This window comes from Kitasatospora sp. NBC_00240 (assembly GCF_026342405.1).
GTDB lineage: Bacteria > Actinomycetota > Actinomycetes > Streptomycetales > Streptomycetaceae > Kitasatospora.
Genome location: NZ_JAPEMU010000001.1, coordinates 6,542,473 through 6,565,800, shown reverse-complemented (window position 1 = coordinate 6,565,800; position 23,328 = coordinate 6,542,473). Strand labels below are relative to the sequence as shown.

The 23,328-nt window shown below is 74.1% G+C and carries 17 protein-coding genes; 5 read left to right on the top strand and 12 right to left on the bottom strand.

Annotated features, from left to right (window positions below; genetic code table 11):
- Nucleotides 1-27: 27 nt before the first annotated feature.
- From dnaG to OG689_RS28060, 3 genes are all read right to left on the bottom strand, one after another.
- Nucleotides 28-1,947: a DNA primase gene (gene dnaG, locus OG689_RS28070; protein ID WP_266323641.1), complete on the bottom strand. Its 1,920-nt coding sequence runs from the start codon at nucleotides 1,945-1,947 to the stop codon at nucleotides 28-30.
- A 41-nt stretch (nucleotides 1,948-1,988) separates the two neighbouring features.
- A complete protein-coding gene (locus OG689_RS28065; RefSeq protein WP_266323640.1) occupies nucleotides 1,989-3,323 on the bottom strand; it encodes a deoxyguanosinetriphosphate triphosphohydrolase in 1,335 nt (444 codons plus the stop codon).
- 147 nt (nucleotides 3,324-3,470) lie between these two features.
- The gene (locus OG689_RS28060) at nucleotides 3,471-4,325 is read right to left on the bottom strand and encodes a sirohydrochlorin chelatase (protein WP_266323639.1); all 855 of its coding nucleotides are present in this window, start codon (nucleotides 4,323-4,325) and stop codon (nucleotides 3,471-3,473) included.
- Between the two features lie 158 nt (nucleotides 4,326-4,483).
- Between OG689_RS28060 and OG689_RS28055 the strand changes: the two genes are divergently transcribed.
- Nucleotides 4,484-6,568 carry a molybdopterin oxidoreductase family protein gene (locus OG689_RS28055; protein WP_266323638.1) on the top strand — a complete coding sequence of 695 codons (2,085 nt, stop codon included), beginning with the start codon at nucleotides 4,484-4,486 and terminating at the stop codon, nucleotides 6,566-6,568.
- Between the two features lie 16 nt (nucleotides 6,569-6,584).
- Here OG689_RS28055 and OG689_RS28050 read toward each other — a convergent pair whose 3' ends face one another.
- Both OG689_RS28050 and OG689_RS28045 read right to left on the bottom strand, forming a co-directional pair.
- Nucleotides 6,585-6,767 carry a hypothetical protein gene (locus tag OG689_RS28050; protein WP_266323637.1) on the bottom strand — a complete coding sequence of 61 codons (183 nt, stop codon included), beginning with the start codon at nucleotides 6,765-6,767 and terminating at the stop codon, nucleotides 6,585-6,587.
- A 43-nt stretch (nucleotides 6,768-6,810) separates the two neighbouring features.
- Entirely contained in the window at nucleotides 6,811-7,299 is a 489-nt protein-coding gene (locus tag OG689_RS28045; protein WP_266323636.1) for a nuclear transport factor 2 family protein, read from the bottom strand.
- A 237-nt stretch (nucleotides 7,300-7,536) separates the two neighbouring features.
- Here OG689_RS28045 and OG689_RS28040 point away from each other — a divergent pair, with 237 nt between their 5' ends.
- The 3 genes from OG689_RS28040 to nirD are packed head-to-tail and all read left to right on the top strand — an operon-like array spanning nucleotide 7,537 to nucleotide 11,833.
- Nucleotides 7,537-8,841, top strand: a complete 1,305-nt coding sequence (locus tag OG689_RS28040) for an FAD-dependent oxidoreductase (RefSeq protein WP_266323634.1) — start codon at nucleotides 7,537-7,539, stop codon at nucleotides 8,839-8,841.
- Nucleotides 8,838-11,447, top strand: coding sequence for a nitrite reductase large subunit NirB (nirB, locus tag OG689_RS28035; RefSeq protein ID WP_266323633.1), 2,610 nt, complete (start codon nucleotides 8,838-8,840; stop codon nucleotides 11,445-11,447). Before OG689_RS28040 ends, nirB begins: the two co-directional genes overlap by 4 nt.
- A complete protein-coding gene (nirD, locus tag OG689_RS28030; protein WP_266323632.1) occupies nucleotides 11,444-11,833 on the top strand; it encodes a nitrite reductase small subunit NirD in 390 nt (129 codons plus the stop codon). The genes nirB and nirD overlap by 4 nt, the downstream gene beginning before the upstream one ends.
- Before the next feature lie 155 nt (nucleotides 11,834-11,988).
- Here nirD and OG689_RS28025 read toward each other — a convergent pair whose 3' ends face one another.
- Entirely contained in the window at nucleotides 11,989-12,975 is a 987-nt protein-coding gene (locus OG689_RS28025) for an SGNH/GDSL hydrolase family protein (RefSeq protein ID WP_266323631.1), read from the bottom strand.
- A 216-nt stretch (nucleotides 12,976-13,191) separates the two neighbouring features.
- Nucleotides 13,192-14,136, bottom strand: a complete 945-nt coding sequence (locus OG689_RS28020) for a PAC2 family protein (protein ID WP_266323630.1) — start codon at nucleotides 14,134-14,136, stop codon at nucleotides 13,192-13,194.
- 811 nt (nucleotides 14,137-14,947) lie between these two features.
- On the opposite strand from OG689_RS28020, the gene OG689_RS28015 reads away from it, so the two are divergent.
- Nucleotides 14,948-15,676: a GNAT family N-acetyltransferase gene (locus OG689_RS28015; protein ID WP_266323628.1), complete on the top strand. Its 729-nt coding sequence runs from the start codon at nucleotides 14,948-14,950 to the stop codon at nucleotides 15,674-15,676.
- A gap of 61 nt (nucleotides 15,677-15,737) precedes the next feature.
- Here the strand turns inward: OG689_RS28015 and OG689_RS28010 are convergent, their stop codons facing one another.
- The 5 genes from OG689_RS28010 to OG689_RS27990 all read right to left on the bottom strand — a co-directional run bounded on the left by OG689_RS28010 (nucleotide 15,738) and on the right by OG689_RS27990 (nucleotide 23,328).
- Entirely contained in the window at nucleotides 15,738-17,006 is a 1,269-nt protein-coding gene (locus OG689_RS28010) for an ADP-ribosylglycohydrolase family protein (protein WP_323189333.1), read from the bottom strand.
- A 67-nt stretch (nucleotides 17,007-17,073) separates the two neighbouring features.
- Nucleotides 17,074-17,592 carry a ribonuclease domain-containing protein gene (locus OG689_RS28005; RefSeq protein ID WP_266323627.1) on the bottom strand — a complete coding sequence of 173 codons (519 nt, stop codon included), beginning with the start codon at nucleotides 17,590-17,592 and terminating at the stop codon, nucleotides 17,074-17,076.
- 258 nt (nucleotides 17,593-17,850) lie between these two features.
- Nucleotides 17,851-20,559: a pyruvate, phosphate dikinase gene (ppdK, locus tag OG689_RS28000; RefSeq protein ID WP_266323626.1), complete on the bottom strand. Its 2,709-nt coding sequence runs from the start codon at nucleotides 20,557-20,559 to the stop codon at nucleotides 17,851-17,853.
- Between the two features lie 563 nt (nucleotides 20,560-21,122).
- Nucleotides 21,123-22,307, bottom strand: a complete 1,185-nt coding sequence (gene dusB, locus OG689_RS27995) for a tRNA dihydrouridine synthase DusB (protein WP_266323624.1) — start codon at nucleotides 22,305-22,307, stop codon at nucleotides 21,123-21,125.
- 151 nt (nucleotides 22,308-22,458) lie between these two features.
- Complete coding sequence (locus OG689_RS27990; protein ID WP_266323623.1) at nucleotides 22,459-23,328, bottom strand: DUF4097 family beta strand repeat-containing protein; 870 nt, start codon at nucleotides 23,326-23,328, stop codon at nucleotides 22,459-22,461.

Below are 23,328 nucleotides of genomic sequence, written 5' to 3'. Positions count from 1 at the left end.
TGGAGGACGGCGGCCGGAGAGCGGCGGCTAGAGGGCGGCGGCGCCCCGGCTGCGCAGCTGCTGGCCGTACTGCTGGAGCTGCCACAGCTCGGTCTGCACCGCGTGCAGCTCCTCGGGGGCGGCCCGGTTGCCGAGCCGCTGCAGCTGGGCCCGGACCTCGGCCACCCGCCGCTCCACCGCCTGCAGCCGCAGCTTGACCAGGAACTCGCCCGCGTAGATCTCGTCGGGCTTGCGCCGGGTGCGCACCGGCTCGACGGTCAGCTCGGTGACCAGCGAGCGCACCTGGTCGTCCGGCGCGGTCTCCCGGACGGTCTTGGTGAAGTCGGGCAGGGCGGCCCCGTACGCGGCGCCGCCGGCCTGGCCGATCGCGCGGCGCACGGCGGTGTACGGCGGGGTGGGGAACTCGTCCTCGCCGTAGTTGTCGAAGGCCGGGCTGACCAGCGCCGGGTACTGCAGGGCCAGCTTGAGCAGCTCGCGCTCGACGAACTGGGCCGGGTCGCGCGGGTTGAGCCGGAAGACCGGGCGGGCCGGCTGCACCGGCTGGGCCTGGGCCTCCGGCCGGCGGGCCTGCTGCTGGTTGCCGCCGCGCTGGTTCTGCTGCTTGTTGTCGCGGTCCCAGCGGGCGAGCTGGCCGACCCGGCGGACCACGAACTGCTCGTCGAGGATGCCCAGCATGCCGGCCAGCTGGACGGCGTACTCGTGCTGGATCGAGCGGTCCTTGATCTTGGCGACGATCGGGGCCGCCTCCAGCATCGCGGCGGACCGGCCCTCGGCGGTCTCCACCCGGTGCCGGGCGACGGCGGAGCGCAGGGCGAACTCGAAGAGCGGGACGGGGTTGTCGATCAGCGTCCGGACCGCCTCGTCGCCCTGGGCGAGGCGCAGGTCGCAGGGGTCCATGCCGCCCGGGCTGACCGCGATGGAGGTGCGGGCGGCGAACTTCTGGTCGTCCTCGAAGGCGCGCAGGGCGGCCTTCTGGCCGGCCGCGTCGCCGTCGAAGGTGAAGACCGTCTCGCCCCGGTACTGGGAGGTGTCCATCAGCAGCCGGCGGATGATCTTGATGTGGTCCTCGGCGAAGGCCGTGCCGCAGGTCGCCACCGCCGTGGTCACCCCGGCCAGGTGACAGGCCATCACGTCGGTGTAGCCCTCGACCACCACCGCCCGGCCCGACTTGGCGATCTCCTTCTTCGCCAGGTCGATGCCGTACAGCACGTTGGACTTCTTGTAGATCGGCGTCTCGGGGGTGTTGAGGTACTTCGGGCCGGTGTCGTCCTCGCGCAGCCGGCGGGCGCCGAAGCCGATCACCTCGCCGCCCATGTCCCGGATCGGCCACACCAGCCGGCCGCGGAAGCGGTCGATCAGCCCGCCGCGCTGGCCCTGCGAGGCCAGACCGCCGAGCAGGACCTCCTTGTCGCTGAAGCCCTTGCCGCGTAGGTGGCGCACCAGGTGCTCCCAGCCGGCCGGCGCGTAGCCGACACCGAAGTGCTGGGCCGCCTCCTCGTCGAAACCGCGCTCGGCCAGGAACCGCCGGCCGATCTCGGCCTCCGGCGACTGCAGCTGCTCCCGGAAGTACGCCGCGGCCACCTTGTGCGCCTCGACGAGTCTGGTCCGCTCGCCCTGCTGGTGGCGGGGGTTGTAGCCGCCCTCCTCGTAACGCAGGGTGATGTTGGCCTGGGCGGCCATCCGCTCGACGGCCTCGGCGAAGGTGAAGTGCTCGATCTTCATCAGGAAGGCGATGGTGTCGCCGTTCTCCTGGCAGCCGAAGCAGTGGAAGACGCCCTTGGACGGGTTGACGTAGAACGACGCCGACTTCTCGTCGTGGAACGGGCAGACGCCCTTGTACTCGCCCCCGCCGCCGTTGGTCAGCTGGACGTACTCGCCGACCACCACGTCGATGGGCAGCGCGCTGCGCACCGCCTGTACATCTTCATCCCTGATCCGCCCGGCCACTGTGGAAGTCTACGTCCCCGCCGACCCGTCCCCCGGTGCCGTCAGGTCCGGGCCGCCGGGCCGAGCAGCCGGGCGTGCAGGGCCAGCGCGGAGGCGTCGGTCAGGGTGGCGATCTGGTCGATCACCGCGCGCAGGGCGGCGCAGTCGTCCTCGGCCTCCTCGTAGCGGGCGGCGAAGACCACGTCCAGGCCCTCCGGGGCCCGCCGGGTCAGCACCTCGGCCAGCTCGGCGATCACGATCCGCTGGCGCGAGCGGAGCTGCTCCTGCTCGTCGCGCTGCATCACGTACCGGACGGCGACGGCTTTCAGCACCGCGCACTCCAGCCGCACCTCGCGCGGCACCACCAGCTCGGCCGCGTACCTGGTCAGCCGGCCGGGGCCGTAGCGGGCCCGGGTGGCCTGCTCGGCGGCCAGGCAGAACCGGCCGATCAGCTGGCTGGTGAGGTCCTTCAGGCCGGCCCGGGCGCGGGCCGAGCCGTCGTAGGCGGCGGGCCACCAGGGCTGGGCGTGCAGGCGGTCCAGCGCCTCCGAGAGCTCCTCGGGCGGGGCGTCCGGGGCGTAGCGCTCCGCGACCTTGAACAGCTCCGCGCGCTCGACCGGGGAGCGCAGGGCCTCCGGGTCGATGTGGCCGGCCTGCAGGCCGTCCTCGACGTCGTGGGTGGAGTAGGCGACGTCGTCCGACCAGTCCATGACGGTGGCCTCGAAGCACTTGCGGTCCGGCGGGGAGCCGGCCCGCAGCCAGCGAAACACCGGCAGGTCGTCCGCGTAGACGCCGTACTTGGTGGAGCCCGGGTCGGTGGGGTGGGCGCCGCGCGTCCACGGGTACTTGGTGGCGGCGTCCAGCGCGGCGCGGCTGAGGTTGAGGCCGACGCTGCGGCCCGGCCAGGGCGCGAGCCGGGCGGGCTCCTCGTCGAGCGGGGCGAAGCGCTTGGGCTCCAGACGGGTCAGGATCCGCAGCGACTGGGCGTTGCCCTCGAAGCCGCCGCAGGCCTCGGCGGCCTGGTCGAGCGCCTCCTCGCCGGTGTGGCCGAACGGCGGGTGGCCGATGTCGTGCGCCAGGCAGCCGGCCTCCACCAGGTCCGGGTCGCAGCCGAGGGCCGCGCCCAGCTCGCGCCCGACCTGGGCGCACTCCAGCGAGTGGGTCAGCCGGGTGCGGGGGAAGTCGCTGCGCATCGGGGCGACCACCTGGGTCGTCCCCGCCAGCCGGCGCAGGGCGGCGGAGTGCAGGACGCGGGCGCGGTCGCGCTGGAACGCCGTACGGCCGGGGCGTTTGTCCGGCTCGGGCACCCAGCGGGCCTCGGCGGCTCCGTCGTACGGGCCGGGCTGGTTCGACGGGGTCAGGTCCGGGGTGGCGGTGCGGTGCGCGGTGTCGTCCATATGCCAGTCACGGTACGCCGCCCGTCCGACAGCCGGGGGGTGCCGCGCGTTGCCGGGCGCACAACAGGGCGCGAATCCCGCGCGGCGGCGCGGCGGGGCGCCTGCCCGCCGGGGGCGGCGGTGGCCCGCGGCGGTGGCCGCCGTGGCTCAGGCCGCGATCCGCAGCCGGGAGTGCTCGTAGCGGGCCAGCACCAGACGGGCCATCAGCTCGTGCGCGCCCAGCGGGGCGCTGGTCAGCCAGTCCCCCGCCGCCGCGGCCAGCCGGGAGAAGTCACCGGGCGCGGTGAAGTACCCCGCCACCGCGATCCGGCGGTAGCCGCGCGCCGACAGCCGGGCCACCGCCTCGGCCACGCTCGGCGAGCCGGCCGCGACGTAGCCGGGCATCACCGGCACGTGCAGCCGCCTCGCGAGCAGCCGCGCCTGGGCCTCGGTGTCGGCCGCCGCGTCCGGGTCGCGCGAGCCCGAGGCGGCCAGCACGACGGCGTCCCGGCCGTGCCGGTGCCGCTCGCGGACGGTCGCGGGATCGGTCCAACCGGCCTCCACCAGTCGCTCGTACAGGACTTCGGTGAGCAGCCCGTCCGGCCCGAGCGGGGCCGTGATCGTGCCGCTGACCTGCGGCGCCGCAGCCAGCAGGGCCGGCAGGTCGACCTTCACGTGGTAGCCCCGGCCGAGCAGCAGCGGCACCAGGACCACCGGGCCGGCCAGCTCCGCCAGCACGTCCGGCAGCAGCGGCGCGTTCAGCCCGAGGTGGGCCAGCCGGACGTCGAGTTCGGGGCGGGCGCCGCGCAGCAGGGCGAGCAGCCGGCGGATCTCGGCGAGCGCCGCCGGATCGCGTGAACCATGCGCGACCAGCACCAGGGCCGGGCGGCGGGCGGAGTGCAGGACCAGCGGCGGCCGGCCGGCCGGGCGGCCGGTCGACGTCGCGGCCGACCTGGCGGTGAACTGCTGCGAGATCTCGGCGAGGAGGTCGGAGGAGCTTGAGGTCCAGGTGGGCGGCGTCATGCCTCCAGCGTGGCCGCTCGCTGTTTCCCCGCCGTTGCCCGGCGGTCACGACTGGTTTCCCCGCCCTCACAGCCGGGGCCCGCCGGGGTGAGTCCGGTGTGCGGAAGCCGTAACGCGCGGGTCGTGGCCGCGAAACAGCGCCGTAGCAGGGTGACGGCATGAGCAACGCCGTCGCCACCACCGACACGCACTGCCCGTACTGCGCCCTCCAGTGCGGCATGGGACTGCGCCGTACCGCGGGCGCCGTCCCGGTCGCGGTGGTCGAGCGGCCCGGCTTCCCGGTGAACCGGGGCGCGCTCTGCGGCAAGGGCTCCAGCGCCGCCGCCGTGCTGGCGCCCGGGGCCCGCCTCACCACCCCGCTGGTCCGCCGCGACGGCGTGCTGCGGCCGGCCCGCTGGGACGAGGCCCTGGACCTGGTCGCCGACCGGCTGGCCGCCACCGCCGGGGAGTACGGGCGGGACACCGTCGGGGTGTTCGGCGGCGGCGGGCTGACCAACGAGAAGGCCTACCTGCTCGGCAAGTTCGCCCGGGTGGTGCTGCGCACCTCGGCGATCGACTACAACGGCCGGTTCTGCATGTCCTCGGCCGCCGCCGCCGGCACCCGGGCCTTCGGCCTGGACCGCGGCCTGCCGTTCCCGGTCGCCGACATCCCGCGGACCGGCTGCGTCATCCTGGTCGGCAGCAACCCGGCGGAGACCATGCCGCCGTTCGTCCGCTACCTGCGCGAGCTGCGGGAGAACGGCGGCACCCTGGTCGTCGTCGACCCGCGCCGCACCCGCACCGCCGAACTCGCCGACCTGCACCTCGCCCCGCGCCCCGGCACCGACCTGGCCCTCGCGCTCGGCCTGCTGCACCTGGTGGTCGCCGACGGCCGCACCGACGAGGCCTTCATCGCGGAACGCACCAGCGGCTGGGCCCGGACCAGAGCCGCCGCGATGGCGCACTGGCCCGAGCACGTCGAGGCGGTGACCGGCGTACCGCTGCCGCAGCTGCGCGAGGCCGCCCGGCTGTTCTGCGACGCCGACGGCGCGATGGTGCTGACCGCGCGCGGCCCGGAGCAGCAGGCCAAGGGCACCGACACGGTCAGCGCCTGGATCAACCTGTGCCTGGCCACCGGCAACGCGGGCCGCCCGCACGCCGGCTACGGCTGCCTCACCGGGCAGGGCAACGGCCAGGGCGGGCGCGAGCACGGCCAGAAGGCGGACCAGCTGCCCGGCTACCGCAAGCTGGACGACCCGGCCGCCCGCGCCCACGTCGCCGCCGTCTGGGGCGTCGACCCCGACTCGCTGCCCGGCCCCGGGCGCAGCGCGTACGAGCTGCTGGACTCGCTCGGCGGGGAGGTCAGGGCGCTGATGCTGACCGGCTCCAACCCGGTCGTCTCCGCCCCGCATGCCGGGCACGTCACCGAGCGGCTGCGCTCGCTGGACTTCCTGGTGGTCAGCGACGTCGTGCTGTCCGAGACCGCCGAGCTCGCCGACGTCGTCCTGCCCGTCGCCCAGTGGGCCGAGGAGACCGGGACGATGACCAACCTGGAGGGTCGGGTGGTCCTGCGCCGCAAGGCCGTCGACGCCCCGCCGGGCGTGCGCACCGACCTGGAGGTGCTGCACGCACTGGCGGCCCGGCTCGGCCACGGCGAGGGGTTCCCGACAGACCCGGAGAAGGCCTTCGACGAGCTGCGCCGGGCCTCGGCGGGCGGCGCGGCCGACTACGCGGGCATCAGCTACGAGCGGATCGCGGCCGAGGACGGCGTGTTCTGGCCCTGCTCGTCGCCCGAGCACCCCGGCACCCCCCGGCTGTTCCTGGAGCGCTTCGCCCATCCGGACGGGCGGGCCCGCTTCATCCCCGTCCAGCACCGGCCCGCCGCCGAGGAGCCGGACGCCCAGTACCCGGTCCGGCTCACCACCGGCCGGGTGCTGGCCCAGTACCAGTCCGGCGCGCAGACCCGCCGGGTCGACGCCCTGAACGCCGCCGCCCCGGGCCCGTACGTCGAGCTGCACCCGCTGCTCGCCGACCGGCTGGGCGTGCGGGACGGGGACCAGGTCGCGGTGGTGAGCCGGCGCGGACGGACCGTCACCCCCGCCCGGCTGACCACCGCGATCAGGCCCGACACCGTCTTCATGCCCTTCCACTGGGCGGGCGAGGGCAGCGCCAACATCCACACCAACCCGGCGCTGGACCCCATCTCCCGGATGCCGGAGTTCAAGGCCTGCGCGGTACGGCTGGAGCCGGTCGCCGCCGCCTGAGCCGTCGGGGACCGGCTCAGATCGCCCGCCGCACCTTGGCGGCGAAGCGCGGCGCGCTCGCCGAGAGGCGTTCGAGCAACCCCTGGAGCTCCCGAGACGCGCGGCGGTGCGCGGCCACCTGCTGGTGGAGCACCCGCAGGACTCCCCGCAGTTCGAGGTCGAGGGCGTCCAGGAGGAAGTCGTCCCCGGGGGTGCGCACCGCGCGCCCCCGGGCATTCAGGGTCGTCCGAGCCGGTTGTCCGTCAGACGATCGCGCGCCCGCTCGCGGTGCTCTCCGGGACGCCCTCGTCGAGATCCCAGTGCTCGGCGATCAGGCCGTCGGCGATCCGGAAGACGTCCACCACGGCGCGACCCGGGTCGCCGGGGGCGGCGGTGAAGTGGGAGTGGGCGAAGACCAGGTCGCCCTCGGCGGCGAGGCGGCGCAGCTCGAAGCGGAGCTCCGGGAGCTGTCCGCGCAGGCCGGCGACGAACTCGGCGAGCGGGGCGGCCGGCGCGCGGTTGAGGGTGCCGTTGACGCCCTGCTGGCCCGCGAAGGTCGCGGTGTGCAGGTCGCGGCCGATCGGGCCGCCGAGTCCGACGACGGCGAGCGAGGCGGTGCCGAGGGTGAAGTAGCCGAGCGAGAGGGCCGCGAGCCCGGGCCGGGCGGCGCGGACGGCCCGAGCAGCGGGTGCGGCGGGTGCGGATGTGGCGGGGAGAGCCGGGCGGGCCGGTGGGGCCCGGGTGGTACGCATCGGAGACCCCCATTCCCATACGAACTCGCCCGCAGCGTCGCCCTGGTGGCCGCCGGCCCGGCGCGCTGACGACGGGTGCGCGCCGCCCTCGCGACGCGCACCGGACAGGGCCCCGGACAGGGCACGGGAAGGGTTGCGGGGGCTCACACCCGGCCCCGGAGCTCGCTGAGGTCAACGTTCCGCCTCCGAAACAGACCGGCCCCGGACGGGAAACACCCGCGCCACATGCTCAAAGGCATGACAACGACCGGTACTCCCCCAGCGGACGGCATCGTGGTCGTCGGCGCGGGGATGGCCGGCCACCGGCTCGCCCAGCAGCTCGTGCGGCACAGCACCGACCGCCCGGTCGTGCTGCTCGCCGAGGAGGAGCACCCCGCGTACAACCGGGTACTGCTCGCCGAGGTGCTGGCCGGCCGCTACGCCCCCGACCTCGCGGCGCTGGCCGCGCTGCCGCCGCAGGTCGAGCGCCGGCAGGCCCGGGTGGTGCGGATCGACCGGGAACAGCGCCAGGTGCTCTGCGACGACGGCTCCGCGATCGGCTACGGCGATCTGGTGCTCGCCACCGGGAGCAACCCCGTCCTGCCGCCGCTGCGCGGCCTGTTCGACGACTCCGGGGCCGGCCGGGAGCGGCACGCCCTGCCCAGCGGCGTCTTCGCCTTCCGGACCATGGCCGACTGCGCCGACATCGAGGCCTACCTGCCCGGTGTGGCGCAGGCCGTGGTGGTCGGCGGCGGGCTGCTCGGGGTGAGCGCCGCCCGGGCACTGGCGGCGCGCGGCGTCCAGGTGGTGCTGGCCCACCAGGGCGAGCACCTGATGGAGCGCCACCTCGACGCCGAGGCCGGCGCGCTGCTGCGCAAGCACCTCACCGACCTCGGCATCGAGGTGCACACCGAGTGCCGGGTCCGCTCCGTACTGACCGAGGACCGCACCGTCACCGGCGTCGAACTCGCCGACGGCTTCCGCCTGGAGGCCGGTCTGCTGGTGGTCGCCGTCGGGGTGCGGCCGCGGACGGGGCTCGCCGAGGCGGCGGGCCTGGAGACCCGCCGCGGCATCGTGGTCGACGACCGGCTGCGGACCAGCGACCCGCACATCCACGCGGTGGGCGACTGCGCCGAGCACCGCGGCGTGCTCTACGGCCTGGCCGGCCCCGCCCAGGAGCAGGCCGACATCCTGGCCCGCCTGCTGGCCGCCGGGCCGGCCGGCCCCTCGTACACCGGCAGCCGGCTGCTCACCCGGCTCACCCTGACCGGCCCCGACCGCGCGCCGCTCGACCTCGCCGCCTTCGGCGAGACGGAGCCGGCCGCCCCCGAGGACCGGGTGATCCGGCTCGCCGACGCCGTCGGCGGCACCTACCGCAAGGTGATCGTCCGCCGTGACGAGCGGGGCGAGGACCGGCTCGTCGGCGGTGTCCTGCTCGGCGACCTCAGCACCGTCGGCACCCTGGCCCACACCTGGGAGGGCGACGAGGCCCTGTCAGCCCACCCGCTCCACCTGCTCACCGCCACCACGCAGAGCAGCACGACCCCCGGAGGGACCCGATGACCACCACCACCAGGCCGACCGTACTGCTGGTCGGATACGGCATGGTCGGCCACCGCTTCCTGGAAGCCCTGGCCGACGCCGGAGCCGCCGACCGCTACCGGGTCGTCGTCCTCGCCGAGGAGCCCCGGCACGCCTACGACCGGGTCGCGCTGACCTCGTACTTCTCCGGCCGGACCCCCGAGGACCTGCTGCTCGCGGAGGACGGCTTCGCCGCGAAGCACGGCTACGAGATCCACCTCTCCGACCCGGCCACCGCGATCGACCGCGAGGCCCGGACGGTCACCACCGCGAGCGGCCGCAGCATCGGCTACGACACCCTGGTGCTCGCCACCGGCTCGTACCCGTTCGTCCCGCCGGTGGACGGCAAGGACGCCGAGGGCTGCTTCGTCTACCGCACCATCGAGGACCTGCACGCCATCGAGGCGTACGCGGCCGGCTCCCGGGTCGGCGCGGTGGTCGGCGGCGGTCTGCTCGGGCTGGAGGCGGCCGGCGCGCTCAAGGGCCTGGGCCTGCAGACCCACGTGGTCGAGTTCGCCCCCCGGCTGATGCCGGTCCAGGTGGACGAGGGCGGCGGCGACGCGCTGCGCCGCACCATCGAGGAGATGGGGGTGGTCGTCCACACCGGTATCGGCACCACCGCCGTGACGGTCTCGCCCGAGGGCGCGGCCAACGGGATGACCTTCACCGACGGCAGCAGCCTCGACACCGACCTGGTGGTCTTCTCGGCCGGTGTGCGCCCCCGCGACCAGCTGGCCCGCGACTGCGGCCTGACGGTCGGCGAGCGCGGCGGCATCGCCGTCGACGAGCACTGCCGGACCTCCGACGAGAACGTCTTCGCGATCGGCGAGTGCGCGCTGGCCGTGGACGGCCGGGTGTACGGCCTGGTCGCCCCCGGGTACGAGATGGCGGGCGCGGTCGCCCACCAGCTCGCCGACCAGGCCGCCAAGCCGTTCACCGGCGCCGACCTCTCCACCAAGCTCAAGCTGCTCGGTGTGGACGTGGCCAGCTTCGGCGACGCCTTCGGCACCACCCCCGGCGCGCTGGACGTCGTCTACTCCGACTCCCGCTCCGGCATCTACAAGAAGCTGGTGGTCACCCCCGAGGGCGCGCTGCTCGGCGGCATCCTGGTCGGCGACGCCGAGGCGTACTCCTCGCTGCGGCCGCTGACCGGCACCGGCGTCCCGCTGCCCGTCCCCGCCGAGTCGCTGGTGCTGCCCGCCGGGATGGGCGCGCCGGTCTCGCTGGGCAGCTCCGCGCTGCCGGACGAGGCGGTGGTCTGCAACTGCCACAACGTCACCAAGGGCGAGGTCCGCGCGGCGGTCACCGAGCACAGCTGCGGCACCGTCCCCGAGGTCAAGAAGTGCACCAAGGCCGGTACCGGCTGCGGTTCCTGCATCAAGCTGCTCTCCACGATCGTCAGTGACGAGCTGGAGGCCTCCGGCATCGAGGTCGACAAGGGCCTCTGCCCCTGCTTCGGGCAGACCCGCGCGGAGCTGTACGAGATCGTCCGGGTGAAGCGGATCTCCACCCACCGGCGGCTGCTGGCCGAGCACGGGCGCCTGGGCGGGGAGGGCTGCGAGGTCTGCAAGCCGACCGTCGGCTCGATCATCGCCTCGCTGGCGCCCGAGCTGGAGGCCTCCGGCCACGTGCTGGACGGCGAGCAGGCGGCGCTGCAGGACACCAACGACCACTTCCTGGCGAACCTCCAGAAGAACGGCTCGTACTCGGTGGTGCCGCGTATCCCCGGCGGTGAGATCACCCCGGAGGGGCTGATCGTGATCGGTGAGGTGGCCCGCGACTTCGGCCTCTACACCAAGATCACCGGCGGTCAGCGGATCGACCTCTTCGGCGCCACGGTGGACCAGCTGCCGCTGATCTGGACCAGGCTGGTCGAGGCCGGCTTCGAGTCCGGCCACGCGTACGGGAAGTCGCTGCGGACGGTCAAGTCCTGCGTCGGCTCCACCTGGTGCCGCTACGGCGTCCAGGACTCGGTGGCCATGGCCATCCACCTGGAACTGCGCTACCGCGGCCTGCGCAGCCCGCACAAGCTCAAGTCGGCGGTCTCCGGCTGCGCCCGCGAGTGCGCGGAGGCCCGCGGCAAGGACTTCGGCATCATCGCCACCTCCAACGGCTGGAACCTGTACGTCGGCGGCAACGGCGGTGCCACCCCGCGGCACGCCGACCTGCTCGCCCAGGACCTCGACGACGACCAGCTGATCAAGCTGATCGACCGGTTCCTGATGTTCTACATCCGGACCGCCGACCGGCTGGAGCGCACCTCCGCCTGGCTGGAGCGGATCGAGGGCGGCCTCGACCACGTCCGTGACGTGGTGGTGCACGACAGCCTCGGGATCGCCGAGGAGCTGGAGGCCCTGATGGCCAACCACGTCTCCGACTACCAGGACGAGTGGGCCGCCACGCTGGCCGACCCGGACCGGATGCGCCGCTTCGTGTCCTTCGTCAACGCCCCCGGCGTCGAGGACCCGAGCATCCGGTTCACCCCCGAGCGCGGGCAGGTCAAGCCCGACCTCACCCTGCTCGCCACCGAGGCCGATCTGCTGGCCGCCCTCGACCCCGACAACTCGCTCCTGCTGGAGGTCCGATGACCGTCGTCGCCACTGAGACCGCCTTCACCGTCGCCACCGAGGCCGTCGCCACCGACCGGATCGAGGTGCTCGCCGAAGGCACCTGGGCACCCGTCTGCGACCTGGACCGGCTCGCCCCGGGACGCGGTGTGGCCGCCCTGCTGCCGGACGGCCGGCAGGCCGCGGTGTTCCGCGACCACCTGGACCGCGTCCACGCGATCGCCAACCGGGACCCGTTCACCGGCGCGTACGTGCTGTCCCGCGGGCTGCTCGGCTCCACCCCCGACGGCCGGGTCTACGTCGCCTCGCCGCTGCTCAAGCAGCGGTTCGACCTGGTCACCGGCGAGTGCCTGGACGACGAGTCGGTGCGGATCGTCGTCCACCCGACCCGGCTGAGCCCGGCCTGACCGGCCCAGCCCTGATCGGTACCTGAGCACACCTCGCAGCACCGGATCCCCGGACCACCGGCGGCCGTCCGTGGTCATCGCCCTGACCGCGCGGACGGCCGCCGGCCCGTTTCCCGGGCCCGGCACCGCCGCCCGGCCGCCGAAGGCCTGCCGGGCTACCCCCGGACGGCCTGCAGTACAGCGGCCGCGACCCCCTGCTGACCCAAGGCGTTCGGGTGGACGGCGGCCAGGCCGGGCGCCGGGAAGGGCGGCTCGATCCAGCGGGCCGCGGCGGCGCACAGGTCGTGGCCGGCGGAGGGCGTCGCGGTGTCCACGAACCGGGCGCCGGCCGCCTCCGCCCGCCGGGCGAGCATGGTGTTGAGCTCCTGCTCCTTCTCGGCCAGGAAACCCAGGTCGGCCGGGGTCACCGCGCCCTCCAGCACCGACGCGCAGGGCGCCGGGTCCGTCGGCAGCAACATCGGGTATCCGACCACGAACACCCGGGCCTGCGGAGCCCGTCGCCCGATCTCGCGCAGCACCTCGGCGAGCTTCTCCCCCGCCGCATCCACCTTGCGCCGGACCTGGTCACCACCCTGGGCCGAGGCGTAGTGGTCCCGGCAGGGCGCCTCGGCGGCCGCCGTCCGGCCCAGGCTCTGGGACAGCGAGTTCGTCAGGCTCCGCCGGGCGCACTCGCCCACCACGTCCATGAAGCCGGCGTCGTTGCCGCCGATCCCGACGGTCACCAGCCGGGTGGCCGCCGACAGAGCGTCCAGCTGGGCCGGGTTGGAGCCGTCCGAGGTCTGCTGCGGGCCCGTCAGGTCGGGCGTCCGGGCGCCGCTGCAGCTGACGTCCCGGAAGTCGGCGCCGGTGAGACCGAGCGTCCTGGCCACCAGGGAGGGGTAGTTGACCGCCGAGCGGGCGCAGCCCCGGGGCTCGCCGACCTGCGGTTCGATCTTCAGGCCGGCGGTGTACGAGTCCCCCAGCGCGACGTACGGGCCGGCGGGCGGGGCGGACGACGCAGTGGGGCTCGCACTCGCGCCGGGCCCGGACGCCGCGGCGCCCGGGCCGGCCGTCCCGCCGGTGCAGCCCGCGGTCAGCAGTACTACGGCGAGCAGCAGCGCGCCGATGACGGCCGCCGGGCCGCCGGGTGATCGCCTGTGCACAGCAGAGCCCCCCCTGGGGATAGGAATCCGCACGCCCTCGGTACGTGCGCGGACGGCGACCCGTCCCCCGGGCAGCTCGGCACACCAACGAACGGGCCCGGCCCGATGATTCCCGCCCGCCCCCGGAACTTTTCAACCCGACGACGGCGGGGCGCCGGCAGCAACCGGCGGTCGCCGAGTTCCGGAAGTGCCGGATCGGCCGGCCAGCTCCTGGACCTAGTCGGCGTCCCGCTCGTGCTCCGCCAGGAACTGCTCGAAGCGCCGGCCCAGCTCGTCCGCCGAGGGCAGGTCGACGGCCTCGGCGAGCAGGCTGTCCCGGCTGTCGGCGCCGGCCACCGCGTCGTACTGGCCCTCCATGCCCCGGATGGCCGAGCGCAGTTCGCCGTCGCCCTGGGCCAGCTGCTCCTCGATGTCGGCGTACACCTCGCCGACCCGGTCGCGCAGCGAGTGGCCGGGCAGCACCAGGCCGGTGGCCGACTGGACGGCCTCCAGGATCAGCACGGCGGCGGCCGGGTAGGCCGACCGGGCCACGTAGTGCGGCACGTGCACGGCGAAGCCCAGGACGTCCTGGCCGGCCTCCGCCAGCCGGTACTCCAGCAGGGCCTGGGCGCTGCCGGGCACCTGGGCCTGCTCGAACCACTGCGGGTAGCCGGACGCCAGGTCGAGGCGGTTCCCGTGCGGGGTCAGGCCGACCGGGCGGGTGTGCGGCACCCCCATCGGGATGCCGTGGAAGTCGATGGAGAGCCGGACCTCGAACCGCTCCGCCAGCTCGCGCACGGCGGCGGCGAAGCGCTCCCACTCGACGTCCGGCTCGGGGCCGGTGAGCAGCAGGAACGGCGAGCCGGCCGCGTCCTCGACCAGCTGGAGGAGGATCTCCGGCGGGTCGTAGGAGGCCCAGTGCTCGCGGTCGAAGACCATGGCGGGCCGCCGGGCGCGGTAGTCCACCAGGCGGTCGTGGTCGAAGCGGGCGACGACCTGCGGGGAGCCCTCCTCCAGCAGGTGCGCCACCACCTGGCCGCCGGCCTCGCCGGCGTCCATGAAGCCCTCGAAGTGGTACAGCAGCACCAGGCCCGCGCCGGTGTCGCCCAAGGCCGCGTTCGCGGCGGCCACGGCGGCCACACCCTGCGGTTCCAGCTCGTACAGCGCCTGGTGATCTCGCACCGCGTACCCAACCCCGTTCGTTCTCGTCGTCGGTCTGTCTCGGTCTGTCTCGGTCTGACGTGGTCCGTCCGGGCCGGGCGCCGCCGGGCGGGCCCCTGCGGGTCGTCCCGACCGGATTCCGGCCTGCCGGAGGCCCGGCGCGGGCTCTCCCCCGCCGCGGGTCTCTCGCTCAGTCCAGCGTGCCGGAGGCCGCTTGCATTCCCGTTGCGGCCGCGCTTCGTGCCGGGAACGACACCAGGCCCTCACCCGATCGGAGAATCATCGCACCCCGCCGGAAACCCGCTGGTCACACCCCCTCCGCCGGTCCGGCGCGGCACGCGCCGGGCAGATTCCGGGGCCCGCGCCCGGGCGGCGCAGCGTACGGCGGGGATTCACACGCCCCCTTTCGCGTGCCGCGAAGTGACGCACCGCCCTTTGACGGGTATCGTCCTCTCGCTGCCTCGCATCGTCGCGTCGTCGTCTCGTCGTCGGTAACGCCGTTGACCACGTCCCGGACCGCTGCTGGGCCAGCCCACACGACGCACCTTGCCTTCATCTGGCCGCCTGCTTCCCTTCGCGTACTCGTTTCCCCCTCGGCCATATCGCGGACGCACACTGTCCCCTCGCTCATCCCGCCGGACCGGTCCGTGGACCCGTGTCCGTTCCGGCACCGCGCTGCCCGCCTCCGGGCCGCCTCCCCCGTCGTACGAACCGGGCACTCCGGCGTACGCCGGAACGGGCGGAGCTCCCTGGAGCGGGGCGAAATCCAGTCGCCCTCCGCGCCGTATCCCGGCGCGAGGTCACCCTCCGACGCCGAAGGACCGAAGGTTCCGTGCCCGTACCCGTCATCCTCGCCGGCCGCACCGTCCGGCTGGAGCCCCTCGCCGAGTACCACGCCGAGGCGCTGGCCCAGGCCGGCGCCGAGGACCGTACGACCTACGCCTTCACCCCCGTCCCGCACGGCCTGGAAGCGGCCCGCGACTACGTCGCCCGCGCCCTGGCCGACCAGGCGGCCGGGCGCTCGCTGCCGTTCGCGACGGTGAGCACCGCCGACGGGAGGGTGGTGGGCTCGACCCGCTTCCTCGAACTCGACTACTGGCAGGGCCCGCTGGTCTGGCCGCCGGCGCCGGGCATCCCGTTCGGTGATCCGGCCACCGCGGTGCCCGACGCCGCGGAGATCGGCAACACCTGGCTGTCCCCGCGGGCCCAGGGCACCGGCATCAACACCGAGGCGAAGCTGCTGATGCTGCGCCATGCCTTCGAGGCGTGGGGCGTGCAGCGGATCTCGATGCGCGCCGACGCCCGCAACCAGCGCTCGCGGACCGCCATCGAGCGGCTCGGCGCCACCTGCGAGGGCGTCCGCCGGGCCCACTCGCGGGGCCTGGACGGCGTGGTCCGCAGTACCGCCTTCTACTCCATCCTGGACGAGGAGTGGCCGGCCGTGCGGGACATCATCGAGCTGCGGATCGCCGCCGCCACCTCGCCCAGCGCCCCGGACCGGGCGATCAACCAGGAGTGCCTTAGACACGGCGGCGGCGCTGGGCAGCTGATCCCCGCCTGACCGACCGGACACCTCGCCGGCGGGGCCCGCCGGACGGGCCCCGCCGGCGTTCCGGCGCGGGTCAGTAGCCGCGGGCGGCGAGCCGCAGGATCACGGCGAAGAACTCGTCGGCGTCCATGGCAGCGACCCGCAGGCCCGCCCAGCGCTCCTCGACCAGCGCCGAGACCGGCCGCCACCCACCGCCCCGGACGGGCGCCACCCGGACCTCCCAGACCGCGAAGCCCGTCCAGCTGCGGTGCAGGTGGAGGGTGCCCTCGGCCGTCCAGGAGAACCACTTGTCGTCCATCGAACGCGGGCGCAGGCCGTACCGGATCCGCTGCCACTCCTGCTCGCTCCACACCACGTCCGGCACCGCCTGCGGGTGCGGCACGAGCAGTGGACGAGCGGCCAGCGGGTCGGTCCTGGCGGTCGCGACGCTGCCCGGCTCCGGCGTCGCCCAGTCGGGCAGCGGCTCGCGGGCGGCCAGCCAGCCGGCGGGGATGCCCGCCGTACCGGTGTACGCGGCGACGATGCCGCCGGTGATCGCCGCCGTGGTGTCGACGTCCCCGCCGGCGGCGATCGCGTCCCGGACCGCGCCCGGGTAGTCGCCGAGCCGGCGGGCCGCGCACCAGAGCGCGTACGGCACGGTGTCGGCGGCGCTGACCCGGCTGCCGTTGCCGAGCACCCGGGCGGCCGCCCGCAGGTCCGGCTCGGCGAGCAGGGCCAGCGCCTCGGCGATGCCCTCCCGGACGGCGCCGGGCGGGGTGAGGTCCCGTACCGCCGTCAGGAAGGCGGTGGGGGTGGTGGGTTCGTGCCGGGCCCGGGCGGCGTGCGCGGCCGCCACCGCGACGGCGATCGCGCCGGCCACCGCCTGCGGGTGGGTGTGGGTGATCACGGCACTGTCGGCGGCGGGCCGGACGGCGGCGGCCGGGTCATGGGCGAAGGCGGCGCCGAGCGGGGCGACCCGCATGGCGGCGCCGTTGCCGTACGAGCCCTGGCCGTCGAAGAGTTCGGCCGCCAGGCGTTTCGGGTCGCCGCCCTCGCGGATCAGGCGCAGCAGGCGGTTGGCGGCGGGGCCGTAGCCGCGGTCGAAGTCGTGCCGGCGGGCGAGGGCGTGGGTCAGGTCGAAGGTGTCGATGCTGCCGCGCTCACGCTGCGCGGCGTGGACGGAACAGGCCGTCTCGGTGTCGTCCGTCCACGGCCAGGGGCCGGGCGGGGTGGCCCGGGCGGCCAGCAGGGCGCCGGTGCCGGGAACGAAGAACTGGGCGCCGAGGGCGTCCCCGACGGCGAGGCCGTGCAGGGAGTCGAGGGCGGGGTCGGTGGTCGCGTCGCTTTCGGTGGGAAGGGTCATCGGGCGCCATGTTCTCAGACTGAGAACATGGCGCCAACGGTTTTTCGCCGCCGGCGGCCCGCCGGGTTCAGCAGCGGGGGTCGATCTCCTGGAAGCTGGCGTAGTGGTCGGCCGTCCAGTACTGCTCGCCGACCGCGCCGGTGACGACGCGTCGGGTACCGCGGTCCTGGGAGCCGGGGGTGACCACGGTGTACTCGTGGTAGTAGCCGGTGCGCTGCCGGGGCAGCCGGCTCTCGCGGTTCTCGAAGACGATGCCGTCGGAGCGGTACGGGTAGGGGCCGCCCGCGGCGATCAGGGCGAGGGTGCTGCGGGCCGGGGTGGGGAGCTTGCTCCGGCAGACGTCGGCGATCCGGGGGTCGGCGGGCACCCAGGCGGCGGCGGTGGGGCCGGCCGCGGTGGGGCCGGCCGCGGCCGCACCGGAGGTGGCGGCGGGCGCGGTGGAGGCGGCCTGCGGGGAGGGGGTCGCCCCGGCGTCCGCCGGGTCGCGGTGCGCGCTGAGGGCGTAGGCGCCCGCGGCGGCGATCGCGCAGACCAGGAGCACGGCGACGGCGATCAGGCGGTTGCGGCTGGTCATGGGACTGGTCATGACATCCAGCTTGCCGGGCGGGTCGCGCCGGCCGTCCGAACGGGGTGTGTCATCACCCGATCGGCGCAGGGAATGCGGTCGGGGCGGGAGCGGACGCCATTGTCCGCTCCCGCCCCAACTGCTGTACGTACGCCGGTTCTCCTGCGCCGAGCTCCGGTGTACGCCCCTCCCGGCGGGAGGGGATGCGGTCAGCGACCTTCGCCGAGGCGGGTCGGGCCCCGGGCGGCCGATGCCTGGCCGCCCGGGTGCCCGCCACCGTCAGCGCGAGTCGCTGCCCGCCGTCCGAAGGGCGGCGCGGCCCGCTTCCAGGCGCGCCACCGGGATCCGGAAGGGGGAGCAGGACACGTAGTCCAGTCCCACCTCGTGGAAGAAGTGCACCGACTCCGGGTCGCCGCCGTGCTCGCCGCAGACGCCGAGCTTGAGGTCGGGACGGGTGGCCCGGCCGGCCTCGACGGCGTGCTTGACCAGCGCGCCGACACCGTCCCGGTCGATGGTCTCGAACGGGGAGACCCCGAAGATGCCCTTCTCCAGGTACGCGGTGAAGAACGAGGCCTCCACGTCGTCGCGGGAGAAGCCCCAGACCGTCTGGGTGAGGTCGTTGGTGCCGAAGGAGAAGAACTCGGCGGCCTCGGCGATCTGGCCGGCGGTCAGCGCGGCCCGGGGCAGCTCGATCATCGTGCCGAGCTTGATGTCCAGCTGGACGCCGGTGGAGGAGGCGACCTCGGCGAGTACCCGCTCGCACTCGTCGCGGACGATCTCCAGCTCCTGGACGGTGCCGACGAGCGGGATCATCACCTCCGGGCGCGGGTCCCCGCCGGCCAGCCGCCGCTCGGCGGCCGCCTCGGCGATCGCCCGGACCTGCATCCCGAACAGGCCGGGGATGACCAGGCCGAGGCGCACCCCGCGCAGACCCAGCATCGGGTTCTGCTCGTGCAGCTTGTGCACGGCCTGGAGCAGGCGCAGGTCGTTCTCGTTCGGGTCCTTGCGGGCCTCGGCGAGGGCGACGCGCACCGACAGCTCGGTGATGTCGGGCAGGAACTCGTGCAGCGGCGGGTCGAGCAGCCGGACGGTGACGGGCAGTCCGTCCATCGCCTGGAAGAGCTCCAGGAAGTCGCCCTTCTGCAGCGGCAGCAGGGTGCCGAGCGCGGACTCCCGGTCCTTGTCGTTGTCCGCCAGGATCAGGTGCTCGACCTCCTTGCGGCGCTCCTCACCGAGGAACATGTGCTCGGTGCGACACAGGCCGATGCCCTGGGCGCCGTAGCGGCGGGCGCGCCCGCCGTCCTCGGCGTTGTCGGCGTTGGCGCGGACCGCGAGGCGGCGGCGCACGTCGGCGTGGGCCATCAGCCGGTGGACGGCCTGGACGAGGCCGCCCTGGACGTCGGCGCCGGCGTGCAGGGTGCCCTCGAAGTACTCGACCACCGGGGACGGCAGCACGGGTACCTCGCCGAGGTACACCTTGCCGGTCGCGCCGTCGATGGAGACGACGTCGCCCTCCTCCACGACCTGCCCGTCGGCGGTGGTGAAGCGGCGGCGCTTGGTGTCGACCTCGAGCTCCTCCGCGCCGCAGACACAGGTCTTGCCCATGCCGCGGGCCACGACGGCCGCGTGCGAGGTCTTGCCGCCGCGCGAGGTGAGGATGCCCTCGGCGGCGATCATGCCGTCCAGGTCGTCCGGGTTGGTCTCCCGGCGGACCAGGATGACCTTCTCGCCGGAGCGCGACCACTTCACGGCGGTGTAGGAGTCGAAGACCACCTTGCCGACCGCCGCGCCGGGCGAGGCCGCCAGGCCCCAGGCGACCCGCTTGGAGCTGGCGTCGGGGGCGAAGCGCGGGAACATCAGCTGGGCGAGCTGGCCGCCGGTGACCCGGTGCAGCGCCTCGTCCAGGTCGATCAGGCCCTGGTCGACCAGCTGGACGGCGATCCGGAAGGCGGCGGCGGCGGTGCGCTTGCCGATCCGGGTCTGGAGCATCCAGAGCTTGCCGCGCTCGATGGTGAACTCGATGTCGCACAGGTCGTGGTAGTGCAGTTCGAGCTTGTGCATGATCGCCATGAGCTCGTCGTACGACTTCTTGTCCAGCTTCTCCAGCTCGCTGAGCTGCAGGGTGTTGCGGATGCCGGCGACCACGTCCTCGCCCTGGGCGTTGGAGAGGTAGTCGCCGTAGACGCCGACCGCGCCCGTGGAGGGGTCACGGGTGAAGGCGACGCCGGTACCGGAGTCCTCGCCGAGGTTGCCGAACACCATGCTGCAGACGTTGACCGCGGTGCCCAGGTCGTTGGGGATGCGCTCCTGGCGGCGGTACAGCCGGGCCCGGTCGCCGTTCCAGGAGTGGAAGACGGCGTGGATCGCGAGGTCCATCTGGTCGCGCGGGTCCTGCGGGAAGTCGCGGCCGGTCTCGCGCAGGACGATCGCCTTGAAGGTGTCGACCAGTACCTGGAGGTCGGAAGCGTCCAGGTCCAGGTCGTCGGCGGTGCCCTTGGCGGCCTTGGCCTCGTCGAGGGCCTCCTCGAAGAGCTCGCCGTCGACGCCCAGCACGGTCTTGCCGAACATCTGGACGAGGCGACGGTAGGAGTCCCAGGCGAAGCGCTCGTTGCCGGACTGCGCGGCGAGGCCGAGCACCGAGACGTCGGAGAGCCCGATGTTGAGGACGGTGTCCATCATGCCGGGCATGGAGAACTTGGCGCCGGAACGTACGGACACCAGCAAGGGGTCGTCGGCCTGGCCGAGCTTCTTGCCCATCTCCCGCTCCAGGGCGTCGAGGTGCGCACTCACCTCTTGGTGGAGCGAGGCCGGCTCACTGCCGGTCTCCAGGAACACCTTGCAGGCCTCGGTGGTGAGGGTGAACCCCGGAGGGACGGGGAGGCCCAGGTTGGTCATCTCGGCGAGGTTGGCGCCCTTGCCGCCAAGAAGATCCTTGAGGTCCTTGTTTCCTTCAGTGAAGGAGTAAACAAACTTCTGCTGGGACGGCACGGGTCGGTCTCCTCGCACACGGTTGCCCTGACGCCGGAGAACATACCCATTTCAAAGGCGTTCTTGCGCTGCCAATAGGCCGTACGAGGCCGGTACCGATCGGTAACCCAGCAGATCGAATGCCTGTCAGGGCGTTCACCTCTGGTGCTGAAATCGTCCGGCTGACGCTAGCGTGCGTTCAGTTCTTGAACACGTCGAAACGCGAAGATCACATGAAGCGGACAGAGCGTGATGGTGAGCGCCCGGCCGTGTTGCCCCGGCTTGATTTCCTGCACCCCGACTCTCCGATACTCCGCCGACCCCTTCGGAAGCCGATTTGCGCCTTCCGGGCCAAGACCGACACCTGACCGTATGTCAGTCGCCACGGTATGTGGCAAGCGTCACGAGCGCATCTCACCAGTCGTGCGTAGCGACACTGCGCCATTCGTCGCACTGCGTCCAGAAACGTGTTCGTTCCGTGACTGGATCAAGCCCGAATGGAGCCCTCTTGGCCAGGTTGTCCAAGAGGGCTGGGCCGTCCCGGCAGTCGCCCCTCCGGGGTCAACTTGGCCGGACCGTCCACATCATCCGCCAGAGATGTCCGATTCGGCGTCAACGCCCGGCAGGGCGCAGTCATACGGATCGTCCAACCAGCCTTCGGGGAGGACCACCCGGTTGTTGCCACTGGTCCGGCCCCGGGGGCCGTCCGCGCCGGCCGGCCACAGCTGCGACTGCTCCACCTCGTCCAGCGTCCCGCCCAGCTCGGCCAGCGAGCTGGAGTTGGCCAGCCGCACCCGCAGCTCGGAGCCGACCGAGAAGCCCTTGGTGTACCAGGCGACGTGCTTGCGGAAGTCCACCACCCCGCGCTGCTCGTCCCCCATCCACTCGCCCAGCAGCTGCGCGTGGCGCACCATCGCCCGGGACACGTCCGCGAAGGACGGGCGCGCCGGATCGGCGTCCCCCTCGAACACCGCGACCAGGTCCTTGAACAGCCACGGCCGGCCCAGGCAGCCACGGCCGACCACCACGCCGTCGCAGCCCGTCTCCCGCATCATCCGCAGCGCGTCGCCCGCCGACCAGATGTCCCCGTTGCCCAGCACCGGGATGTGCGCGGGGACGGACTCCCGCAGCCGGGCGATCGCCGACCAGTCCGCCGTACCGCCGTAGTGCTGGGCGGCCGTCCGCCCGTGCAGCGCGATCGCCGAGACACCCTCCTCGGCGCCGATCCGGCCGGCGTCCAGGTAGGTGAGGTGGTCGTCGTCGATGCCCTTGCGCATCTTCATGGTCACCGGCAGGCCGCCCGCGCCCGCGACGGCCTCGCGCAGCAGCTCCCGCAGCAGGTTCCGCTTGTACGGCAGCGCCGAGCCGCCGCCCTTACGGGTCACCTTGGGGACGGGGCAGCCGAAGTTGAGGTCGATGTGGTCGGCCAGGCCGTCGTCCGCGATCATGCGGGCGGCCTTGCCGACGGTCACCGGGTCCACCCCGTACAGCTGGATCGAGCGCGGCTTCTCGCTCGGGTCGAAGCGGATCAGCTGCATGGTCTTGGCGTTGCGCTCGACCAGCGCCCGGGTGGTGATCATCTCGCTGACGAACAGGCCCTTGCCGTCGCTCTGCTCCCGGCAGAGGGTGCGGAACGGCGCGTTGGTGATGCCCGCCATCGGGGCCAGCACGACGGGCGGCCACACCCGCATCGGGCCGATGTCCAGCGGCCTGAACTCGGAGTCGGCCGGGGCGGGTCCGGGCGTGGCGGTCTCGGGCGTGGCGGTCATGCGCGGCGCATCCTCAGCAGCTAGGCGGTCCCGCCGGGCGCGGTCCGGGACTCTTCATTGTCCCCCACCCGGCCCGGTGGCCGGTCGGCGGGGCCGGGCCGGCCACCGGGCCGGGCCGGGCAGGGCGTCGCGCGGGCCGCGACCCGGCCGGTCAGGGCCGCGCGGCCTGCACCGTCATCGACCCGGACGTGGTGGACCCCTCGATCGTGCGCGGCGAGGCGCTGTCGGCCAGGACCGGGTCGATGGAGCGCCCGCCGGAGCCCGCCCGGCCGGTGAACCGGTACCGCGACCCGGCCGGCACGGTGAGCGACAGCGAACCGGAGGTGGACGAGGCCACCACCGACGCCGGCGCCGCGGCGAAGGACAGGTCCACCGTGCCGGAGGCGGTGTCCGCCTCCACCGCCGGCGAGGTCAGCCCCTCGCCCCGGACGACGCCCGAGGTCGAGCCCAGGGTCAGGCGTCCGGAGAGGCCGGCCAGCCGGACCGACCCCGAGGCGGTCCGCAGCTGGACGTCCCCGGTCAGGCCCCGGACCTCGGTGTGGCCCGACGAGTTCCGCCCGGTCACCCTGGTGTCGGCGGGCACCTCCACAACCAGCCGGGTGCCGCAGTCGAACCGGCCCGCGTCCAGGAAGCGGTTGCAGCTGACCGAGACCCGCAGCACATCGTCGTCCCAGAGCATCGACACCTGGGGTTGCCGCAGCGTCCAGTCGAGGGCCGCCCGCACCACCACCCGGTCGGACCGGCCCGGCTCGATCCGCACCGTCGCCCGGCCGGTGTCCAGCGCCAGCACCCGGGCCGCCCGCTGGTACTCCTTCACCGAGCTGGTGTGCTGCTGCACCAGCGCCGCCCACGCCTGCGAGGCCCCGAGCATCAGCACCACCGCCATCACGAGCCCGCCGGCCAGCCGCCAGACCCGACGCTCGCCGGCCGTCCCGGCACCCGCCGGTGCCCCCGGGCCCGCGTCCGGCCCTGCGCCGGGCCGCACCGCCGTCCGCTCCTCCCCCGCCGTCCGGCCCGTCAT